We start from the raw sequence: 19,116 nt of genomic DNA, 5'->3' as shown, positions 1-19,116 counted from the left end.
ACTGTCACCTTTCGGTCATAGGATTGACCCTGATCTGCCATTTTCCCTCAAGGATGATTCAGCCATGCGTCGTGTCGTGTTCAACCAGAAAGGCGGTGTAGGCAAGTCCAGCATTGCCTGTAACCTGGCCGCCGCCAGTGCCGCCGAAGGTTATCGCACCCTGCTGGTGGACCTCGACCCCCAGGCCAACGCCACCTATTACTTGACCGGCCTGGTCAACCACGACATCCCGGCGGGCATCGCCGATTTCTTCCGCCAGACCCTTGCCCCCGCGCCGGCCACCGGCAAGAAGCACCGCGTGGCCATCACCGAAACCCGCTACGCCAACCTGCACCTGATCACCGCCAGCCCCGACCTTGCCGACCTGCAAGGCAAGCTGGAAAGCAAGTTCAAGATCAACAAGCTGCGCAAGTTGCTGGTGGAGTTGTCGGCGGACTACGAGCGGATCTACATCGACACGCCACCGGCGCTGAACTTCTACACCTTCAGCGCCCTGGTGGCCGCCGAGCGCCTGCTGATCCCCTACGACTGCGACAGCTTCTCGCGCCAGGCGCTGCTCAACGTCATGGCCGAGGTCGACGAACTGCGCCAGGACCACAATGCCGAGTTGCAGGTTGAAGGTGTGGTGGTCAACCAGTTCGCCGGGCGCACCGCCCTGCACCAGACCCTGGTCGACCAGTTGCGCGGCGAAGGGCTGCCGGTGCTGCCGGTGTACCTGAGCAACTCGATCAAGATGCGCGAGTCCCATGAAGCGGCGGTGCCCTTGGTGCACCTGGCGCCGCGCCACCGGCTGGCGCAGGAGTTTGTCGAGTTGCTGGATGTGCTGGAGCGGGCGGCGTGAGGGGGTGTGGGCGGGTAGGTGCAAGGCGATAGCTTTGCAGCGCTCTTGAGATCGAGCGCCGCCCGCGCGGCGCATCGCTGGCAAGCCAGCTCCCACATCTGTTTCGGGCCAGTCACTCCTGTGATTTCATCGCTGTACGCCTTGTGGGCCCGACTCGATTTCGAAGTGGGCGCTGATGGCCCTGCGCCTGACTTCAGACATGCACCAAGGCGGGCAGCGGTACCCTAACAGGCATCATTGGCCCGAAACAAATGTGGGAGCTGGCTTGCCAGCGATGCGCCGCGCGGGCGGCGCTCGATCTGATAGGCGCTGAAGATGTCCAGCCGAACACACTGCAGCCTTTACCACCGCCGCCCCTGATCACGCTCACCGCTACCACCGCTGTAACGCGTGTCCTGCCCACCCTGGATATTCGACCGACTACTGGAAGAGCTACCGTCGCTGTAGCGCGTATCCTGCCCACCCTGGATATTCGCCCGGCTGCTGGAAGAGCGGCCATCGCTGTAGCGCGTGTCCTGCCCACCCTGGATGTTCGAGCGGCTGCTGGAAGAACTGCCGTCGCTGTAGGTGGTATCCAGCCCACCCTGAATATTCGAGCGGCTGCTGGACCGGCGCCCGTCGCTGTAGGTGGTATCGAAGCCGCCCATGATATTGGCGCGACTGGTTGAGGTAGTGCCGTCGCTATAGCGGCAATCCTCGCCGCCCTGGATGTTCTTGCGGCAGCTGTCGGCCAGGGCCGAGGCGCACGGCAACGCCAGCAGCAATGAGGCCAGCAGCAGATGGGTGGGTTTCATGGCAGTCCTTGTCGGCAAATAACATTCATCGTCACGCGGCCTGCCTGTATCCGCCAATGCTCGCCAAAGCACAAGTGGCCCGAGCAGGCCAATCGCCATTAGATGGCACTCGCTGCTGGCGGGCATGCAGATTTACCCACCCGAGCCTCTGTTCAGCACAAGACAAATAGTTATAAGATAACGTTTCATTTGACATTCATTCCTGCCTGCGACCCCTTGCCGATGACCAGCGCCACCGCCTCCCCCACCCTGCTCACCCAGCGCCTGCAGAGCATCGATGCCCTGCGCGGCCTGGTGATCCTGTTCATGCTGCTCGACCACGTGCGCGAAACCTTCTTCCTGCACCGCCAGGTCAGCGACCCGATGAGCATCGACGCCACCGACCCCAGCCTGTTCGCCAGCCGCACCCTGGCCCACCTGTGCGCGCCGGTGTTCGTGCTGTTGACCGGGCTGTCGGCCTGGCTGTACGGCGAGAAGTACCAGGGCCGCAGCGACGTCTCGGCGTTCCTGTTCAAGCGCGGGCTGTTCCTGGTGGCGCTGGAGTTCACCCTGGTCAACTTCGCCTGGACCTTCCAACTGCCGCCGAGCGTTATCTACCTGCAGGTGATCTGGGCCATCGGTATCAGCATGATCGCCCTGTCGCTGCTGGTGTGGCTGCCGCGCCCGGCACTGCTGGCGCTGGGTGCGCTGATCGTGGCCGGGCACAACCTGCTCGATGGCCTGCATTTCGGCCCGGAGTCGGCGCTGCACGTACCTTGGGCGATCCTGCATGACCGTGGCTGGCTGCAAGCGACCGACAGCCTGCGCCTGCGCACCTCCTACCCGGTGCTGCCGTGGATTGGCGTGATCGCCCTGGGTTATGGCCTGGGCCCGTGGTTTGCCCGCACCAGCAATGCCGCCGAGCGCCAGCACCGCTTGCTGCTGGCCGGCAGCGCCGCACTGCTCGGTTTCGTCGTGCTGCGCCTGCTCAACGGCTACGGCGAAGCGCCATGGAGCAGCTACCCGAGCGTCACGCAAACCCTGATGAGCTTCTTCAACATCACCAAATACCCGCCGTCACTGCTGTTCCTCGCCCTGACCCTGGGCACCGGCCTGTTGCTGCTGCGCGGCTTCGAGCGCGCAGGGTCCGCCCGCTGGATCAGCCTGCTGGCGGTGTTCGGCGCCGCGCCGATGTTCTTCTACCTGCTGCACCTGTACGTGCTAAAGCTGCTGTACCTGGCCAGCGTGGCGCTGCTGGGCCGCAACCACGGCGACTATTTCGGCTTCGATGGCATCACTGCTGTGTGGCTGAGTGCCGTGCTGCTGGCGGCGGCGCTGTACCTGCCGGTGCGTGGGTTCGCCCGCCTGAAGGCACGCCGGCGCGACATCGCCTGGCTCAAATACCTGTAAAGGCGTTTTCACCCGGCGGGTGATGGTCTACCATGCCGCCCGCCGGTTTCCACTCGGAATTAATAGGGAATCCCCAGGCCGCCACCCGCGCGCCAAAGGGAACTGCCCCCGCAACTGTAGGTGCCGAGCCCGCGCCATCGATGCCACTGGACTGTGTGTCCGGGAAGGCTGGCGCAGGGCCAGGACGCACCAGTCAGGAGACCTGCCGGCACATGTTCACCAACCGGCGGGGTGTCCGGGATGGCCATCCGTTAGTTGCCTCGGGCGCCCTGCCCGAAGCCTGGCGATGCCTGTCCGTGCTCATTCCGTGCACCCTTCGACAGGAGATCGCCCGACCATGCTGCCCCGTATCGCCACCCTGCTCGCCGCCATGTCGCTGACCGGCCTGGCCCAGGCCGCCGCCACGCACTACCCGCTCACCGTCGAAAACTGCGGCGTGCCGCAAACCTTCGCCCAGGCGCCCGAGCGCGCCGTGACCATCGGCCAGGCCGGCACCGAGATGCTCTATGCGCTGGGCCTGGGCGACAAACTGGCCGGCACCTCGCTGTGGTTCAACAACGTGCTGCCCGAGTTCAAGACGCAGAACGACAAGGTCGAACGCCTGGCCGACAACGACCCCAGCTTCGAAGCCGTGGTGGGCAAACGCCCGCAGCTGGTGGCCGTACAGTTCGAGTGGATGGTCGGCGCCCAGGGCGTGGTCGGCACCCGCGAGCAGTTCGCCGAGCTGAAGATCCCCACCTACCTGCTGCCGTCCGACTGCGAAGGCAAGGACAACCTGGTCGGCGCCGACGGCACCCGCCTGCAGCCGTTCAAGGTCGAGACCATCTACAAGAGCGTCAGCCAGCTGGCCGAGATCTTCGACGTGCAGGACCGTGGCACGGCGCTGAACGCGCAACTCAAGGGCCAGCTGGAGCATGCCAGACAGCAACTGGCCGGCAAGGACCTTGCCGGCACCAGCGCGCTGTTCTGGTTCTCCAGCGCCGACCTTGAGATCGACCCCTACGTCGCCGGCCGCCAGGGCGTGGCCGACTTCATGCTGCAGACCCTGGGCGTGCGCAACGTGGTCGAGTCCAGCGAAGAATGGCCCACCGTGGGTTGGGAAACCCTGGCCAAAGCCAACCCCACCTGGCTGATCATCGCCCGCATGGACCGCCGCCGCTTCCCCGCCGACGACTTCCAGAAGAAGCTCGAATTCCTGCGCAGCGACCCGGTAACCAAGAACATGGACGCCGTGAAGAACGGCCGCATTATCGTTCTCGATGCCGACGCCATGCAGGCCGGCATTCGCCTGTTCCGCGGCCTTGAACGGTTGTCCGCAGCCTTCGCCAGCGGCCAAGCGCCACAACCATGAGCCGCCTGCTGCCCCTCGCCATTGCCGCGCTGGCCGCCCTGCTGCTGGCCATGCTCGCCGGCATCGCCATCGGCGAAACGCGCCTGAGCATCGACCTGGTCTGGCAGGTGCTGGCCAACCAGCTGTGGCAGGCCGGCCACGCCCTCGACCCGATCGACGCCGGCATCGTCTGGAATTACCGCCTGCCGCGCACCCTGGTCGCCGCCGCCTGCGGCGCGGGCCTGGCCACCTGCGGCGTGGTGCTGCAGGCGCTGCTGCGCAACCCGCTGGCCGAGCCCTACTTGCTGGGCCTGTCCGCAGGCGCCTCGACCGGCGCCGTGGCGGTCGGCCTGCTTGGCCTCGGCGGCGCAGCGCTGTCACTGTCCGGCGGCGCCTTCATCGGCGCGCTGGCGGCGTTCGGCCTGGTGCTTTTGTTGTCGCGTGCCAGCGCCAGCAGCCACAACAATGCTCAGGTGATCCTGGCAGGCATTGCCGGGTCGCAACTGTTCAACGCCCTGACCGCCTTCCTGATCACCAAGTCGGCCACCGCCGAGCAGGCGCGCGGCATCCTGTTCTGGCTGCTGGGCAACCTCAGCGGCGTGCGCTGGCCGTCGGTGTGGCTGGCACTGCCGGTGGCCGTGCTTGGCCTTGCGGTGTGCCTGTGGCACCGCCGCGCCCTGGACGCCTTCACCTTCGGCGTCGATTCCGCCGCCTCGCTGGGCGTGCCGGTACGCCGCACCCAGCTGCTGCTGATCAGTTGCACGGCGCTGGTGACCGCGGTGATGGTGTCGATCGTCGGCGCCATCGGTTTCGTCGGCCTGGTCATCCCCCACGCCCTGCGCCTGCTGCTCGGCCCCGGCCACAGCCGCCTGCTGCCGGCCAGCGCCCTTGGCGGTGCGCTTTTCCTGATCGTCGCCGACATCCTTTCGCGCACCCTGATCGCCGGCCAGGTGATCCCCGTGGGCGTGGTCACCGCGCTGATCGGCGCACCGGTGTTTGCGCTGATTCTGGTCAGCCGCCGGGGGCGCCCATGACCGTGATCAATGCGCTGCAAGTCGCCCCGCTCGCCTGCCAAGGCTTGAGCCTGCGCCTGGGTGAGCGCCAGGTGCTGCAGGGTATCGACCTGGCCGTGCGCCCCGGTGAAACCCTCGGCATCGTCGGCCCCAACGGCTCGGGCAAATCCACCCTGCTCAAGCTGCTCGCTGGCCTGCGCACGCCCACCACGGGCAAGGTGCACTTGCTCGGGGAACCTTTGGCGAAACTGCCACGCCGGCGCATCGCCCAACAGCTGGCACTGGTCGAGCAACAAGCCGACACCCAGGACGCCATCAGTGTCTTCGAAGCCGTTGCACTGGGCCGCACACCCTGGCTGTCGGCACTGGCGCCCTTCGGCAAGGCCGACCGCGCCATCGTCGAGCAGGCCCTGGCCGATGTCCACGCCAGCCACCTCAGCCAGCGCATCTGGCGCGAGCTGTCCGGTGGCGAACGCCAGCGCGTGCACATCGCCCGCGCCCTGGCCCAGCGCCCGCAACTGCTGCTGCTCGACGAGCCGACCAACCACCTGGATATCCAGCACCAGCTGAGCCTGCTGCAACAGGTCCAGGCGCTGCCGGTGACCACCCTGGTGGCCCTGCACGACCTCAACCAGGCCCTCACCTGCGACCGCCTGGCCGTGCTCGACCAGGGCCGCTTGGTCGCCCTCGGCAAGCCCGAAGCCGTGCTCACCCCAGAGCGCCTGCTGAGCACCTTCGGCGTACACGCCCACTACCTCACCGACCCCTTCGACGGCGCACGCATTCTGCGTTTTCGCGCCCCCTGAACCAGGAAGTTCCGCCCATGCCGCCTCGCTCCGCCGCCCTGCTGCTTGCCGCCTTGCTGACCACCAACGCCGTCCAGGCCGAGGTGTTCGAAGTGAAGATGCTCAACCGCGGCGCCGAGGGGGCAATGGTTTACGAGCCGGACCACATGCGCATTGCCCCGGGCGACACCGTGCGCTTTCTGCCGACCCAGGCCGGGCACAACGCCGCGAGCATTCCTGGCCTGCTGCCGGCAGGCGCCGAAGCGTTCAAGAGCAAGCTCAACCAGCCGTTCGAATACACCTTCAGCCAGCCCGGGCTGTATGGCATCCAGTGCATCCCGCACCTGGCGATGGGCATGGTGATGCTGGTGCAGGTGGGCGAGCCCACGCCGGCGCAGTTGCCGGGCGCCCTGCCCGCCCGCGCGGCCAGCCGCCTCGCCGTGCAGCTGCAAAAGCTGGAGGCCGGGCAATGAAACCGCTGTTCATCGCTCTGCCGCTGCTTGGCCTCAGCCCACTGGCCCTGGCCGAGTCTGCCCAGTCCAAGGCCAATGGCATCGTCGAAGACAGCAGCTGGAGCCTGCTCAACCGCACCGTCTACGACCAGCGCGACTACCGCAACGGCGGGCGCAACAGTGCCGCGCGCAACGCCTACAAGCCCCGCGCCGAACGCAGCGGCAAGGCCGAGGAATGGGCCTATGGCCTGATGGGTACCTTCAGTTCCGGCTTCACCCAAGGCCTTATAGGCGTGGGCGTCGATGCTCATGCCTACCTTGGCGTGCAACTCGACAGCGGCGGCGGCCGCGCCGGCAAGGCGCGCCTGCTGGCCATCGACAACGACGGCCACCCCAAGCGCGAATACAGCCGGGGTGGCGCGGCGGTGAAACTGCGCGCCTCCAACACCGTGCTGGCCTACGGCGAGCAACGGGTCAAGACCCCGGTGTTCAGCTCGTCAGACAGCCGCCTGTTGCCCGAGACCTTCACCGGCTGGTTCCTCACCAGCAACGAGATCGACCGGCTCAAGCTGGTGGCCGGGCACTTCAACGAAGGCACCGACCGCAATGCCTCCAGCCACGACCAAGGCTTCGTGGTGAACTATTCCAACGGCCGCCAGGGCAACAGCTTCGACCTGGCCGGCGCCGTGTGGAACCCGACCGCCAACGTCAGCGCCAGCCTGTACAGCTCCCGCTATGAAGACACCTGGAACCAGCACTACCTCGGCAGCACCCTCAGCCACGCCTTCGACGACCGGCGCAGCCTGAGCCTTGACCTCAACCTGTACCGCACCACCGACACTGGCAAGGCCCTGTCCGGGCGCATCGACAACACCACCTGGAGCCTGGTCTCGCGCTACGCCCAGGGGCCACACGCGTTCAGCCTGGGCTGGCAGCAGGTGGACGGCAACACGCCGTTCGACTACGTCAGCCGCGGGGCGATCTACCTGGGTAACGCCGTGCAGCTGTCGGACTTCAATGCGCCGAACGAGAAGTCGTGGCAGGCCAGGTATGACCTGAACATGGGGGCCTATGGCGTGCCGGGGTTGAGCCTGACGGCGTTGTATGTGCGCGGGTTTGATATCGATGGCACCCATGTGGATCCGCGTGGGGGGTATGCGTATCTGGGGTATGGCAAGGATGGCAAGCACTGGGAGCGGGACCTGGAGGCGCGCTATGTGGTGCAGAGTGGGGCGGCCAAGGGGGTGGCGGTTTCGGTAAGGCATAACGTGCACCGGGGGGATACGGCGCAGGCGGAGCTGGATGGGGATCAGATTAGGGTGGCGGTGGAGTGGCCGATCAGCGGGGGGTTCTGATGGCCCGCTGAAGACCGTATGTGGGCCGCCAGGTGCAGGGCGACAGATGTGCAGCGCCCTCAAGATCGAGCGCCGCCCGCGCGGCGCTTCGCGGGTAAACCCGCTCCCACAGTTTGTTTCGGGCCAGTCTTTCCTGTGCCATTACCTGGTCCGCCTTGTTGGTACGACGCGGTTTCAGTGTGGGCGTTGCCGCCGCCCCACAGGACTCATGGCATGCACCAAGGCAGGCGCCGGTACTTTCACAGGAATAATTGGCCCGAAACAAACTGTGGGAGCGGGTTTACCCGCGAAGCGCCGCGCGGGCGGCGCTCGATCTCATAGGCGCTGCAAAAACACCGGCGAACCTCAGCGAACCTCAGCGAACCTCACCGCCTGCGCCGCAGGTAGCTCTCCAACGGATCCTTACTCAACCCTTCCTGGGCCTGGGCCACCGAGGCGATGAACAGCGAGAACAGCTCCGACTGCTTGGCGATGTCCAGCTTGCTGTACACATGCTTGCGGTGGGTCTTGACCGTGTCCTCGCTGATCCCCAGCCGTTCGGCCAGCGAGCGGATGGAATGCCCGCGCAGCATGTACTGGGCCACCAGGCACTCGCGCTCGGTCAACAGCGACGAGCCGAACTGGGTCAGCGCGGCATTGATCTGGCGCCCCAGCGCACTTTCGAAGCGCCCTCCCAGCGCATCCGCATCCAGGTCCCCCCAATGCCGGCGCACCACGGCCAGCACCCAGGGGGCGATGCGCTTGAGTTCGTCGACCTGCTGCCGGCCCAGACGGCGGGTACTGGCCAAGGCCACGGCGATGGTCAGCTTGGGGCCCAGCGGCACGATGTAGTTCAGCTCATCCTCGAGCCGCGCATGCTGGTAGAACGACACGTAGTATTCGCTGCGCTTGAAGTGGTCCGGTGCCACATCGCTCAGCCGGTAGCAGCCTGGGGCAATGCCCTCGATGCAGGCCCGGTAGAACGGGCACAGCAGGTAGAAGCCTTCCAGGTACTTGCCGATGCTGCCCTCGGGCATCCACGGCCCTTCCTCGTCCCGTTCGAACAAGGCCGACGGCAGCCCTTGATGGGGGAACAGGAACACGGTGATGGCGTGGGAAGGCGCCAGGTAGTTCAGCGCGGCGAACAGCGACTCGACGAACGCCGACGTGCCGATGCAATCGACCACGTGGGCGATCTGCTCGAACCACTCTGCGGATTGAAGGCGGTCTCTGCTCATCTGCTTGCTTGCCTCTTGAATCGGAAAAAGCCGTTGCATCGCTGCAACGGCGTTTCCCATCTTTCCATGCCCGGGGCGGGCTCACCAGCGCGCAGTAGCGCGGGGGTCAGCGTGCCGCCCAGGCATTGAAGCGCTCTTCCAGCTCTTCGCCGTGGTCGACCCAGAACTCGGCGTTCACCAGCTGGGCCTCGGCCAGGTTGGCCGGGGCCGTTGGCAGTTGCTGCTGGATGTCGGCCGGCAATGCATTGACCGCATCGGTCCGCACCGGGCCGTAGGGAATGTGGCTGGAGAAGGTTTTCTGCGTGGCGGCCTGGCTTGCGAAGGTGATGAACTGCTGCGCCAGTTCCTTGCTCTTGGAGCCGCGCACGATGGCCCAGTGGTCCGGATCGTACAGGCTGCCTTGCCAGACGATGCCAAGCTTGGAGCCGTCCTTCTGCGCCGAGGCGATGCGCCCGTTGTAGGCGGCGGACATCACCACGTCACCGGCCACCAGCCACTGCGGCGGTTGCGCGCCGGCCTCCCACCACTGGATGTTCTGCTTGATCTGGTCGAGCTTTTTGAAGGCTCGATTGACGCCCTCTGGAGTGCCCAGCACGGTGTACAGGTCCTGGCGTGCAACGCCATCGGCCAGCAGCGCGACCTCGAGGGTGTACTTGGCGCCCTTGCGCAGCCCGCGCTTGCCCGGGAAGCGCTGGGTGTCCCAGAAGTCCGCCCAGGAGGTCGGCCCGTTGGCGAGCTTCTGGGTGTTGTAGGCCAGCACCATGGACCAGACATAACTGGCCACGCCGCACTCGCTCACGGTACCGGGCAGGTAGTTGGCCTGGTCGCCCAGCAGGGCCGGGTCGATGCGTTCGAACAGGCCCGCCTCGCAGCCGCGGATCAGCTCGGGGCTTTCGACCTCCACCACGTCCCAGGACACATGGCCGACATCGACCATGGCCTTGACCTTGGAAAGTTCGCCGTTGTATTCGCCGGCCACTACCTTGCCTGCCCCGCTCTGCTCGAAGGGCTGGAAGTAGGCGGCCTGCTGCGCGGCCTTGGTGGCGCCGCCAAAGGAGATGACGGTGAGGCTGGAAGTGCCGGCAAGGGCGGGAAGACTGGCAGCGGCGAGCACTGCAAGGCTGAGTGACGCGGTGATGGTACGCATGGAAACTCCCTCACGATTTATGGTTGTGTGTATCGAGGCAGTTGGGCCAGTCGGCCCGAGCCCGCAGTGCCCGGGGGGATGCGGGGGGATTTTTTGTTATGGGTGGTTCCTGGTGCATGACAAGACAGCGGTGGCGCCTATGAGATCGAGCGCCGCCCGCGCGGCGCATCGCTGGCAAGCCAGCTCCCACATCTGTTTCGGGCCAGTTACTCCTGTTGTTTCATCGCTATACGCCTTGTTGGTGCGACTCGATATTGAGGTGGGCACCACTGGCGCCTCACCCACCTTGAGGCATGCGTCAAGGCGGGCAGCGGTACCCTCGCAGACATAATTGGCCCGAAACAGATGTGGGAGCTGGCTTGCCAGCGATGCGCCGCGCGGGCGGCGCTCGATCTTCCAGGCGCAGAACATCCAAAGGCGAACACCTCCCAGCCCCAACCCCCTAGCGCAACTGGAACCAGGTGGTCTTCAACTGCGTGTACTTGTCGAATGAGTGCAGCGACAGATCGCGGCCGAACCCGGACTGCTTGCCGCCACCGAACGGCACCGTGGTATCCAGCGCATCCATGGTATTGACCGAAACCGTACCGGCCTTCAGCGCCTTGGCCACACGGTGGGCGCGGTTGAGGTCGTCGCTCCACACCGACGCGGCCAACCCATAGATGCTGTCATTGGCCAACTGCACCGCCTGCTCTTCGCTGTCGAACGCGCTGATGGCCAGCACCGGCCCGAAAATTTCATCGCGGGCAAGGCGGCTGTCGCTGCCGACGTTGCCGAAAATCGTCGGCGTGATGAAGTTGGAAGAACCATTGAAGGTCAGTTGCTCGCCACCGCTGAGCAACGTCGCGCCCTCCTCGCGCGCCTGGCCGATCGCCCGCACAATACGCGCAGTCTGCTCGCTGTCGACGATCGCACCAGCGGCACTGGCCGGGTCGAGCGGGTCGCCCGGCAGCCAGGCCTGGGCCTTGGCGATCACCCGTTCGACGAACTCGTCGTGGATCGAGCGCTGCACGTACAGCCGCGAGTTGGCCGAGCACACTTCACCCTGGTTGAAGAAGATGCCGAACGCGGCCTTCTCGGCGGCCAGGTCAAGGTTCTGGCAATCGGCGAACACCAGGTTGGGGCTCTTGCCGCCGCACTCCAGCCACACCTGCTTGAGGTTCGACTGGGCCGAGTACTGCATGAAGTACTTGCCCACCTGGGTAGAGCCGGTGAACACCAGGCAATCGACGTCGGGGTGCAGCCCCAGGGCCTTGCCGGCCTGCTCACCCAAGCCCGGCACCACGTTCAGCACGCCCTCGGGGATGCCCGCCTCCAGTGCCAGCTGGCCGAGGCGCAGGGCCGAGAACGGCGACTGCTCGGCGGGCTTGAGCACCACGCTGTTGCCAGCGGCCAATGCCGGCGCCAGCTTCCAGGCGGCCATGTCCAGCGGGAAGTTCCACGGCACCACGGCGGCAATCACGCCCAGGGGTTCGCGGGTGATGGTGGCCAGCGCATTGGCGGCAGTGGGCGCGACCTGGTCGTAGACCTTGTCCAGCGCCTCGCCGTACCAGGCGAACACCCCGGCCGCGCCGGGCACGTCGATGTTGTAGGCATCCATCACCGGCTTGCCCATGTTCAGCGAGTCCAGCAGCGCCAGTTCTTCGCGGTGCGCTAGCAGCAGGTCAGCCAGCTTGATGAGGATTTTCTTGCGCTGGGTGGGTGCCATGCGCGCCCAGGGCCCTTGCTCGAATGCGCGGCGGGCACTGCGCACGGCCAGGTCGACTTCGTCTTCGGCGCAGGCCGCCACTCGGGCGAGCAACTGGTTGGTGGCCGGGTTGATGGCGTCGAAAGTCGCCCCCGAGGAGGCCTTCACCGAGTGGCCGCCAATCAGGGCGGTGTCGATGAATGTTTGGCGGTTGGCCCGCTGTTGCCAGAAGGAAAGGTCGAACACGCTGCGCTCCCACATCGACCGCATTCGCGGTCAGTTGTTATTGATGTGAGCCGATGGTGCGCCACTCTGGACGGCGGGAAAATTAGTAAAAATATTCTCCAGACCTATGAAAAAACTCTCTAGGCGCTCAGTCCGGCAACTGATAGCGCTCGGCAAAGTACTGACGGAAGAACTCCACCGCCACCCGCACCTTGGCCGAGCCGGCCAGCGGCGCGGTGTACACCGCCCAGATGTCCGCCGCCTGCTGGTAGTCGGGCAGCACCTGCACCAGCCGCCCGTCTTCGATGCTGTCGTGAACATCCCACCATGAGCGCAGCAGGATGCCCCGCCCGTCCAGGCACCACTGGTGCGCCACCTCGCCATGGTTGCTCGACAGGGCGCCGGTCACCCGCACGCTCTCCTCGCCTTGCGGGCCTTCCAGGTGCCACAGCCCGAACGGGTGGTCGCGCTCCTTGATCACCAGGCAGTCATGGCTGGCCAGGTCGGCCAACACTTTGGGCGTCCCTCGCTCGGCCAGGTAGCCGGGCGCTGCGCACAGCACCCGGCGGTTGCGTGCCAGCGGCTTGGCGATCAGGTGCGGGGCGATGACGTTGCCGACGCGGATGTCCAGGTCCACCCCTTCGGCGATCAGGTCCACCAGGCGGTCGTGCACGTCCAGGCGGATGTCCAGCCGTGGGTAGCGCGCCGCCAGCTCGGACAAGGCCGGCGCCACGAAGCGCCGGCCCAGGCCCAGGCTGCTGGCGATGCGCAGTTGCCCGGCGGGCTCGCGCTGGCCGGCATTGAGGTCGTCGCCCATGCGTTGCAGGGTCTCGAAGATCTGCTGCGCCCACTGGTAGACCCGCTCGCCCTCTTCGCTCACCGTCACCCGCCGGGTGGTGCGGTGCAGCAGGCGCACCCCCAGGCTCTCTTCGAGCAGGCGGATGCGCTTGCTGACGAACGCCGCCGACATACCGCGCTCGTCCGCCACGGCGGCAAAGCTGGCGCGGCGTGCTACCTGGAGGAAGATATCGAGGTCGTCGAGGTTCGGCAGATTATTCACGATTCGTGCACCAAGAATTGATCGAATAGCGGATTATCTCCGCAGCGTGCCCTTATAGCATGAGTGCATCCTCCCTGAACACGAGATGCGCCCCCATGACCAAGACCTTCAAAATCGCCGCCATCCCCGGTGACGGCATCGGCAACGAAGTCCTCCCTGAAGGCATCCGCGTGGTCGAGGCCGCCGCCCGCAAGCACGGCCTGAACCTTGAGATCGAATTCTTCGAGTGGGCCAGCTGCGACTACTACCTGGCCCACGGCAAGATGATGCCGGACGACTGGTTCGAGCAGCTCAAGGGCTTCGATGCCCTGTATTTCGGCGCCGTCGGCTGGCCGGACAAGGTCCCGGACCACATCTCGCTGTGGGGCTCCTTGCTCAAGTTCCGCCGCGACTTCGACCAGTACGTCAACATCCGCCCGGTGCGCCTGTTCCCCGGCGTGCCCTGCCCGTTGGCCAACAAGCAGCCAGGCGACATCGACTTCGTGGTGATCCGCGAGAACACCGAAGGCGAATACTCGTCGCTGGGTGGGCGCATGTTCGAGAACACCGAAAATGAATTCGTCCTGCAGGAGTCGGTGTTCACCCGCCGTGGCGTCGACCGCATCCTCAAGTACGCCTTCGAAGTCGCCCAGACCCGCGAGCGCAAGCATGTCACCTCGGCCACCAAGTCCAACGGCATGGCCGTGAGCATGCCCTACTGGGACGAGCGCACCGCCGCCATGGCCGCGCACTACCCCGAGATCAGCTGGGACAAGCAGCACATCGACATCCTCTGCGCGCGCTTCGTGCTGCAGCCGGAGCGCTTCGACGTGGTGGTGGCTTCCAACCTGTTCGGCGACATCCTCTCCGACCTGGGCCCGGCCTGCGCCGGCACCATCGGCATCGCGCCGTCGGCCAACCTCAACCCTGAGCGCAAGTTCCCGTCGCTGTTCGAACCGGTGCATGGCTCAGCGCCGGACATCTACGGGCAGAACATCGCCAACCCGATCGCGATGATCTGGTCGGGTGCACTGATGCTCGAGTTCCTCGGCAAGGACGGCGACGACGCCCGCTACCAGGCCGCCCACGACGACATCCTCAAGGCCATCGAAACCGTGATTGCCAATGGCGACACCACCCGTGACATGGGCGGCAGCCGCTCGACCCAGGACGTGGGCAAGGCGATTGCCGAGTTGCTCGGCGCCTGACCTTTCGGCCCCTTCGCGGGTAAACCCGCTCCCACAGGTCTAGCGCAGGCCCTGTGGGAGCGGGTTTAGCCGCGAAACAGGCGAAACCAATCATCCGGATTGTCCGACGATTCTATTGCCACTCGCCCAGATTCAATGCAGAATCTGTTAACCAAAAGATATTTGTTATCTATCAGTTAACAGAAAGGAAAACCAAGACCCGATACGGACTTCCCAACGCCTGACTCCAACTACAAAAAAAATGCCCCTGGAGACAATTGATGTCCCCCAACAATAAAAAGATTGATGTGTTCCTGATTGCCGTGAGCCTGGTTGCCGTGCTGCTCACCGTGATCGGCCTTGCTGCCTTCCCCGCGCAAGCGGAAAGCCTCGCCAACCAATTGTTCGAAGTGGCCACCCGCACCTTCGGTACCAGCGTTCAGGTCCTGGTGTTCGGCAGCTCGCTGGCGGTGCTGTATCTGGCCTTCAGCAAGTACGGCAACATTCGCCTGGGTGCCGGCAAGCCGGAATACTCCACCACCACTTGGGTGTTCATGTTCATCTGCGCCGGCATGGGTTCCTCGACCCTGTACTGGGGCGTGATGGAGTGGGCCTACTACTACCAGACCCCCGGCCTGAACATCGCGCCGATGTCGGCCCAGGCGCTGGAATACAGCGTCAGCTACTCGTTCTTCCACTGGGGTATCAGTGCCTGGTCGATCTACGCCCTGGCCTCGCTGGCCATGGCCTACCACTTCCATGTGCGCAAGAAGAGCGGCCTTAACCTGGCGTCGGTGATCGAAGCGGTCACCGGCTTCAAGGCCACCGGCCCGGTCGGCCGCGCTGTCGACCTCATCTTCCTGCTGACCATGATGGGCGCGCTGACCGTATCCCTGGCGCTCACCGCCTCGACCCTGACCCGTGGCCTGGCGGACCTGGCCGGCACCCCCAACACCTTCACCGTGCAGCTGCTGGTGATCGGTGCGGTGGCGCTGCTGTTCTCGCTCAGCTCGTACATCGGCATCGACGGCGGCCTGCAGCGCCTGTCGAAGATGGTCTGCGTTGGCGCCCTGCTGTTCGCCGCCGTGGTGCTGCTGGTCGGCCCGACCCAGTTCACCCTGAACAACACGGCCAACTCCATCGGCCTGATGCTGCAGCACTACGTGCAGATGAGCCTGTTCACCGACCCGGCCGGCGACGGTGCCTTTACCCGCAACTGGACGGTGTTCTACTGGCTGTGGTGGGTGTCCTACGCACCGGGAGTGGCCATGTTCGTCGCCCGCGTGTCGCGCGGCCGGTTGATCAAGGAAGTGGTGTTCGCCCTGCTGCTGGGCGGCAGTTTCGGTTGCTGGTTCTTCTTCGGCGCGCTGGAAAGCTACAGCATGCACCAGTTCATCAACGGCCAGATCGACGTGCCCAAGCTGCTCAGCACCGCCGGTGGCGAAGCGGCGGTGACCGACCTGCTGCTGGCCCTGCCGTGGGGCACGCTGTTCCTGGCGGCGTACCTGTTCATCATGGCGGTGTTCTGCGCCTCGCACATGGACGCCGCCGCCTACGCCGTGGCCGCCACCAGCACCCGCAACCTGCGTGAAGGCGAGGACCCGAGCCCCACCCTGCGCCTGTTCTGGTGCGTGGTGCTGACCCTGGTGCCGTTGGCCATGCTGTTCGCCAAGGCGTCGCTGTCGACCATGAAGACCGCCGTGGTGCTCACCGCGATCCCGTTCATGGTGATCCTGCTGGTGAAGATCTACGGCTTCTTCAAGTGGCTCGCGGCCGACTACGGCCAGGTGCCGGCGTACCGCATCGAGGAAGAAGCCACCCGCCTGGCGGGTGAGGAGCCGCAACAGCAAGCGCCACGCAGCGCAGCGGCGGTGCACTGAAACGAAAACCTGTGTCGCCCTATCGCCGGCAAGCCGGCTCCCACAATGTCCGCAGCGCTACATGACCCTGTGGGAGCCGGCTTGCCGGCGATAGGGCCACAATCAGCAACCTTGAATTCAGCTCCATTCAAATTTTTTTGCCCAGCTTGTTAACCAATAGATACGCGTTAACCAATAAGAACCGAGATAGAGCCATGAACGATTTCAAACGCCTGCCCGCCGATTTCTGTGCCAACCCCGAAGTGGCCTTCACCTTGCCGGCCAAGTTCTACACCCAGGCCGCGGTGTTCGAGCACGAGAAGGAAGCGATCTTCGCCCGCAGCTGGATCTGCGTCGGCCACCGCAGCGAAGTCGCCGAGAAGAACGCCTACATCACCCGCCAGGTGATCGGCGAAAGCATCATCATCGTGCGTGGCCGCGACGACGTGCTGCGCGCGTTCTACAACGTCTGCCCGCACCGCGGCCACCAACTGCTCGAAGGCAGCGGCAAGGCCAAGAACGTCATCACCTGCCCGTACCACGCCTGGGCCTTCAAGCTCGACGGCGAGCTGGCCCACGCCCGCAACTGCGAGAACGTCGCCAGCTTCGACAAGGACAACTCCAGCCTGGTGCAGCTGCGTGTCGAAGAGTACGCAGGCTTCCTGTTCATCAACATGGACAACGACGCAGCCCCCGTCGAAGACCAGCTGCCAGGCCTGCAAACGCGCATGCGCGAAGCCTGCGCGGTGATCGACGACCTGCACCTGGCCGCACGCTTCGTCAGCGACACCCCGGCCAACTGGAAGTCGATCGTCGACAACTACCTGGAGTGCTACCACTGCGCCCCGGCCCACCCTGGTTTCTCCGACTCGGTGGACGTTGGCCAGTACAGCCACAGCCTGCACGGCAACTGGACCCTGCAGTACGGCCTGGCCAAGCCTTCGGAGCAGTCGTTCAAGTTCGATGAATCGGTCAAAGACCCCTCCTTCGCCGGCTTCTGGGCCTGGCCGTGCACCATGTTCAACGTGCCGCCAGGGGCCAACTTCATGACCGTGATCTACGAGTTCCCGGTCGATGCCGAAACCACCCTGCAGCACTACGACGTCTACTTCCTCAACAAGGACATCACTGAAGAGCAGCAGAAGCTGATCGACTGGTACCGCGAAGTGTTCCGCCCGGAAGACCTGCGCCTGGTCGAGAGCGTGCAGAAGGGCCTGAAATCCCGCGGCTACCGTGGCCAGGGCCGGATCATGGTCGATGCCCAGCGCAGCGGCGTCAGCGAGCACGGCATTGCCCACTTCCACAACCTGATCGCCGTCGCCCACCTGGACGACTGAACCACCCCCGTTAGCTGTCCCGCCCCGCGCCAGGGCCTGGCGCGGGGCTTCGTTGTCGAGGTATGCCATGGCCAAACAATACGAGATGTTCAAGGTGCGCGTGACCGAGGTGGAACAGGCCACGCCGCAGATCAAGCGCTTCACCCTGGCCCGCAGCGACGGTGCCGCCCTGCCCGCTTTCACCGGCGGCAGCCACGTGATCGTGCAGATGCAGTCGGCCTGCGGCGGCCAGTTCAGCAATGCCTATTCGCTGATGAGCGACCCGCGCGCACTGTCCAGCTACCAGATTGGCGTGCGCCTGGAAGAGCAGTCCAAGGGCGGCTCGGCGTTCATGCACCAGCAGGTCGAGGTGGGCAGCGAGCTGACCATCTCCACCCCCAACAACCTGTTCGCCCTCGACCCCGGCGCCGGCCGCCATGTGCTGATCGCCGGCGGCATCGGCATCACGCCGTTCCTGGCGCAGTTGCATGAGCTCGAAGGCAGCAGTACGCCCTACGAGCTGCACTATGCCTTCCGCGCGCCCGAGCACGGCGCCTTCCAGGCTGACCTGCAAAGCGGCCCGCATGCCGACAACACGCGGTTCTACATCGACAGCCTCGACCGCAAGCTCGACCTGGCCGCCCTGTGCGCCGGCCTTGCCGACGATGCCCACCTTTACGTATGCGGGCCCAAGCCGCTGATCGACGCAGTGATCGCCACCGCCGCCGCCGCCGGCATCGCCGAGTCACGGGTGCACTGGGAGCAGTTTGCCGCAGCTGCACCGGCCGCAGGCGCCGCCTTCACCGTGGTGCTGGCCCGCTCCGGGACCGAGCTGCACGTCGAGGAAGGCATGACCATCCTCCAGGCCATCGAAAAAACCAAGGCCGCCAAGGTCGAGTGCCTGTGCCGCGAAGGCGTGTGCGGCACCTGTGAAACGGCGATTCTCGAAGGCGAGGCCGAGCACTTCGACCAGTACCTGAGCGATGAGGAAAAGGCCGCGCAGCAGAGCATGATGCTCTGTGTGTCGCGGGCGAAATCGGCGCGCATCGTGCTGGATCTGTGAACGGAACTCCTCCCACCCTTGGCGCTCTTAACATCATGCAGTAATACCCCTGGGCTTTACCTTCGCGGAGGATTCACCATGCGCCACTTACTGCTTGTTCCCTCGCTGCTGCTTCTGCTGCCTGCCGGTGCCGCCCTGGCCAAGGTCGATGCCGGTGATGTCGCCACCTCCGCGGGGATCTCCGCGTCGCTCTACTCGACCTTCAAGGACGACAAACGGATCATCCCCGCCCAGGACGAACTGACCGCCTTCATCGCCAGCGGCGGTGCCATCCGTGGCGCCTACCTGGAGTCGGCGTTGGCGCAAGCACGCCAGGCCAACCCTGGCCTGCAGGCCAGCGACGAGGAACTGGCCAGGGCGCTGCTGTCGCAGGATGACCCGGTCGCGCATCACTGACCTGCACCTGCAAAGGGGTCG

At 65.4% G+C, this 19,116-nt stretch carries 17 protein-coding genes and 1 riboswitch; of the genes, 12 read left to right on the top strand and 5 right to left on the bottom strand.

The window, feature by feature from the left end; genetic code table 11:
* Positions 1 to 64 precede the first annotated feature (64 nt).
* A complete protein-coding gene (locus ACQ4N9_RS15215) occupies positions 65 to 841 on the top strand; it encodes a ParA family protein (RefSeq protein WP_390969876.1) in 777 nt (258 codons plus the stop codon).
* Positions 842 to 1,182: 341 nt separating this feature from the next.
* On the opposite strand, the gene ACQ4N9_RS15210 is transcribed toward ACQ4N9_RS15215, so the two are convergent.
* Positions 1,183 to 1,635, bottom strand: coding sequence for a hypothetical protein (locus ACQ4N9_RS15210; protein ID WP_390969874.1), 453 nt, complete (start codon positions 1,633 to 1,635; stop codon positions 1,183 to 1,185).
* A gap of 222 nt (positions 1,636 to 1,857) precedes the next feature.
* Here ACQ4N9_RS15210 and ACQ4N9_RS15205 point away from each other — a divergent pair, with 222 nt between their 5' ends.
* The 6 genes from ACQ4N9_RS15205 to ACQ4N9_RS15180 all read left to right on the top strand — a co-directional run bounded on the left by ACQ4N9_RS15205 (position 1,858) and on the right by ACQ4N9_RS15180 (position 7,959).
* Entirely contained in the window at positions 1,858 to 3,024 is a 1,167-nt protein-coding gene (locus ACQ4N9_RS15205; RefSeq protein WP_390969872.1) for a DUF1624 domain-containing protein, read from the top strand.
* A gap of 26 nt (positions 3,025 to 3,050) precedes the next feature.
* Positions 3,051 to 3,248, top strand: a riboswitch (cobalamin riboswitch).
* A 113-nt stretch (positions 3,249 to 3,361) separates the two neighbouring features.
* Entirely contained in the window at positions 3,362 to 4,375 is a 1,014-nt protein-coding gene (locus tag ACQ4N9_RS15200; RefSeq protein ID WP_390969870.1) for an ABC transporter substrate-binding protein, read from the top strand.
* Entirely contained in the window at positions 4,372 to 5,388 is a 1,017-nt protein-coding gene (locus ACQ4N9_RS15195) for a FecCD family ABC transporter permease (RefSeq protein WP_390969868.1), read from the top strand. The genes ACQ4N9_RS15200 and ACQ4N9_RS15195 overlap by 4 nt, the downstream gene beginning before the upstream one ends.
* A complete protein-coding gene (locus tag ACQ4N9_RS15190; protein ID WP_390969866.1) occupies positions 5,385 to 6,173 on the top strand; it encodes an ABC transporter ATP-binding protein in 789 nt (262 codons plus the stop codon). The genes ACQ4N9_RS15195 and ACQ4N9_RS15190 overlap by 4 nt, the downstream gene beginning before the upstream one ends.
* A 17-nt stretch (positions 6,174 to 6,190) precedes the next feature.
* Positions 6,191 to 6,625: a pseudoazurin gene (locus ACQ4N9_RS15185; protein WP_390969864.1), complete on the top strand. Its 435-nt coding sequence runs from the start codon at positions 6,191 to 6,193 to the stop codon at positions 6,623 to 6,625.
* Positions 6,622 to 7,959: an OprD family porin gene (locus ACQ4N9_RS15180; protein WP_390969862.1), complete on the top strand. Its 1,338-nt coding sequence runs from the start codon at positions 6,622 to 6,624 to the stop codon at positions 7,957 to 7,959. The genes ACQ4N9_RS15185 and ACQ4N9_RS15180 overlap by 4 nt, the downstream gene beginning before the upstream one ends.
* A gap of 365 nt (positions 7,960 to 8,324) precedes the next feature.
* Here ACQ4N9_RS15180 and ACQ4N9_RS15175 read toward each other — a convergent pair whose 3' ends face one another.
* From ACQ4N9_RS15175 to ACQ4N9_RS15160, 4 genes are all read right to left on the bottom strand, one after another.
* Positions 8,325 to 9,176 carry a helix-turn-helix transcriptional regulator gene (locus ACQ4N9_RS15175; protein ID WP_110992827.1) on the bottom strand — a complete coding sequence of 284 codons (852 nt, stop codon included), beginning with the start codon at positions 9,174 to 9,176 and terminating at the stop codon, positions 8,325 to 8,327.
* Between the two features lie 106 nt (positions 9,177 to 9,282).
* Entirely contained in the window at positions 9,283 to 10,323 is a 1,041-nt protein-coding gene (locus tag ACQ4N9_RS15170; RefSeq protein ID WP_390969860.1) for an ABC transporter substrate-binding protein, read from the bottom strand.
* A 442-nt stretch (positions 10,324 to 10,765) separates the two neighbouring features.
* Positions 10,766 to 12,256, bottom strand: a complete 1,491-nt coding sequence (locus ACQ4N9_RS15165; protein WP_110992885.1) for an aldehyde dehydrogenase — start codon at positions 12,254 to 12,256, stop codon at positions 10,766 to 10,768.
* 127 nt (positions 12,257 to 12,383) lie between these two features.
* Positions 12,384 to 13,295: a LysR substrate-binding domain-containing protein gene (locus ACQ4N9_RS15160; protein ID WP_125464386.1), complete on the bottom strand. Its 912-nt coding sequence runs from the start codon at positions 13,293 to 13,295 to the stop codon at positions 12,384 to 12,386.
* A gap of 95 nt (positions 13,296 to 13,390) precedes the next feature.
* Between ACQ4N9_RS15160 and ACQ4N9_RS15155 the strand changes: the two genes are divergently transcribed.
* The 5 genes from ACQ4N9_RS15155 (at position 13,391) to ACQ4N9_RS15135 (ending at position 19,095) form a co-directional block, all read left to right on the top strand.
* A complete protein-coding gene (locus ACQ4N9_RS15155; protein ID WP_125464387.1) occupies positions 13,391 to 14,482 on the top strand; it encodes a tartrate dehydrogenase in 1,092 nt (363 codons plus the stop codon).
* Between the two features lie 260 nt (positions 14,483 to 14,742).
* Positions 14,743 to 16,341 (top strand): BCCT family transporter, encoded by a 1,599-nt coding sequence (locus tag ACQ4N9_RS15150; protein WP_258704496.1) that lies wholly within the window; start codon positions 14,743 to 14,745, stop codon positions 16,339 to 16,341.
* A 194-nt stretch (positions 16,342 to 16,535) separates the two neighbouring features.
* Entirely contained in the window at positions 16,536 to 17,657 is a 1,122-nt protein-coding gene (locus ACQ4N9_RS15145; RefSeq protein ID WP_390969857.1) for an aromatic ring-hydroxylating oxygenase subunit alpha, read from the top strand.
* A 67-nt stretch (positions 17,658 to 17,724) separates the two neighbouring features.
* Complete coding sequence (locus ACQ4N9_RS15140) at positions 17,725 to 18,699, top strand: PDR/VanB family oxidoreductase (protein WP_390969855.1); 975 nt, start codon at positions 17,725 to 17,727, stop codon at positions 18,697 to 18,699.
* A 78-nt stretch (positions 18,700 to 18,777) separates the two neighbouring features.
* Positions 18,778 to 19,095, top strand: a complete 318-nt coding sequence (locus tag ACQ4N9_RS15135; RefSeq protein WP_125464391.1) for a DUF2388 domain-containing protein — start codon at positions 18,778 to 18,780, stop codon at positions 19,093 to 19,095.
* The last annotated feature ends 21 nt before the right edge of the window (positions 19,096 to 19,116 follow it).

The sequence above is a fragment of the Pseudomonas sp. ES1 genome (assembly GCF_050586605.1).
Taxonomy (GTDB): domain Bacteria; phylum Pseudomonadota; class Gammaproteobacteria; order Pseudomonadales; family Pseudomonadaceae; genus Aquipseudomonas; species Aquipseudomonas sichuanensis.
This window is presented reverse-complemented; position numbering and strand designations above follow the sequence as displayed.

Coding starts and splice junctions, on each gene's coding strand:
- ACQ4N9_RS15200 (WP_390969870.1), top strand. CDS start 3,362: ATGCTGCCCCGTATCGCCACCCTGCTCGCCGCCATGTCGCTGACCGGC.
- ACQ4N9_RS15140 (WP_390969855.1), top strand. CDS start 17,725: ATGGCCAAACAATACGAGATGTTCAAGGTGCGCGTGACCGAGGTGGAA.
- ACQ4N9_RS15210 (WP_390969874.1), bottom strand. CDS start 1,635: ATGAAACCCACCCATCTGCTGCTGGCCTCATTGCTGCTGGCGTTGCCG.
- ACQ4N9_RS15190 (WP_390969866.1), top strand. CDS start 5,385: ATGACCGTGATCAATGCGCTGCAAGTCGCCCCGCTCGCCTGCCAAGGC.
- ACQ4N9_RS15180 (WP_390969862.1), top strand. CDS start 6,622: ATGAAACCGCTGTTCATCGCTCTGCCGCTGCTTGGCCTCAGCCCACTG.
- ACQ4N9_RS15170 (WP_390969860.1), bottom strand. CDS start 10,323: ATGCGTACCATCACCGCGTCACTCAGCCTTGCAGTGCTCGCCGCTGCC.
- ACQ4N9_RS15195 (WP_390969868.1), top strand. CDS start 4,372: ATGAGCCGCCTGCTGCCCCTCGCCATTGCCGCGCTGGCCGCCCTGCTG.
- ACQ4N9_RS15185 (WP_390969864.1), top strand. CDS start 6,191: ATGCCGCCTCGCTCCGCCGCCCTGCTGCTTGCCGCCTTGCTGACCACC.
- ACQ4N9_RS15215 (WP_390969876.1), top strand. CDS start 65: ATGCGTCGTGTCGTGTTCAACCAGAAAGGCGGTGTAGGCAAGTCCAGC.
- ACQ4N9_RS15175 (WP_110992827.1), bottom strand. CDS start 9,176: ATGAGCAGAGACCGCCTTCAATCCGCAGAGTGGTTCGAGCAGATCGCC.
- ACQ4N9_RS15155 (WP_125464387.1), top strand. CDS start 13,391: ATGACCAAGACCTTCAAAATCGCCGCCATCCCCGGTGACGGCATCGGC.
- ACQ4N9_RS15150 (WP_258704496.1), top strand. CDS start 14,743: ATGTCCCCCAACAATAAAAAGATTGATGTGTTCCTGATTGCCGTGAGC.
- ACQ4N9_RS15145 (WP_390969857.1), top strand. CDS start 16,536: ATGAACGATTTCAAACGCCTGCCCGCCGATTTCTGTGCCAACCCCGAA.
- ACQ4N9_RS15135 (WP_125464391.1), top strand. CDS start 18,778: ATGCGCCACTTACTGCTTGTTCCCTCGCTGCTGCTTCTGCTGCCTGCC.
- ACQ4N9_RS15205 (WP_390969872.1), top strand. CDS start 1,858: ATGACCAGCGCCACCGCCTCCCCCACCCTGCTCACCCAGCGCCTGCAG.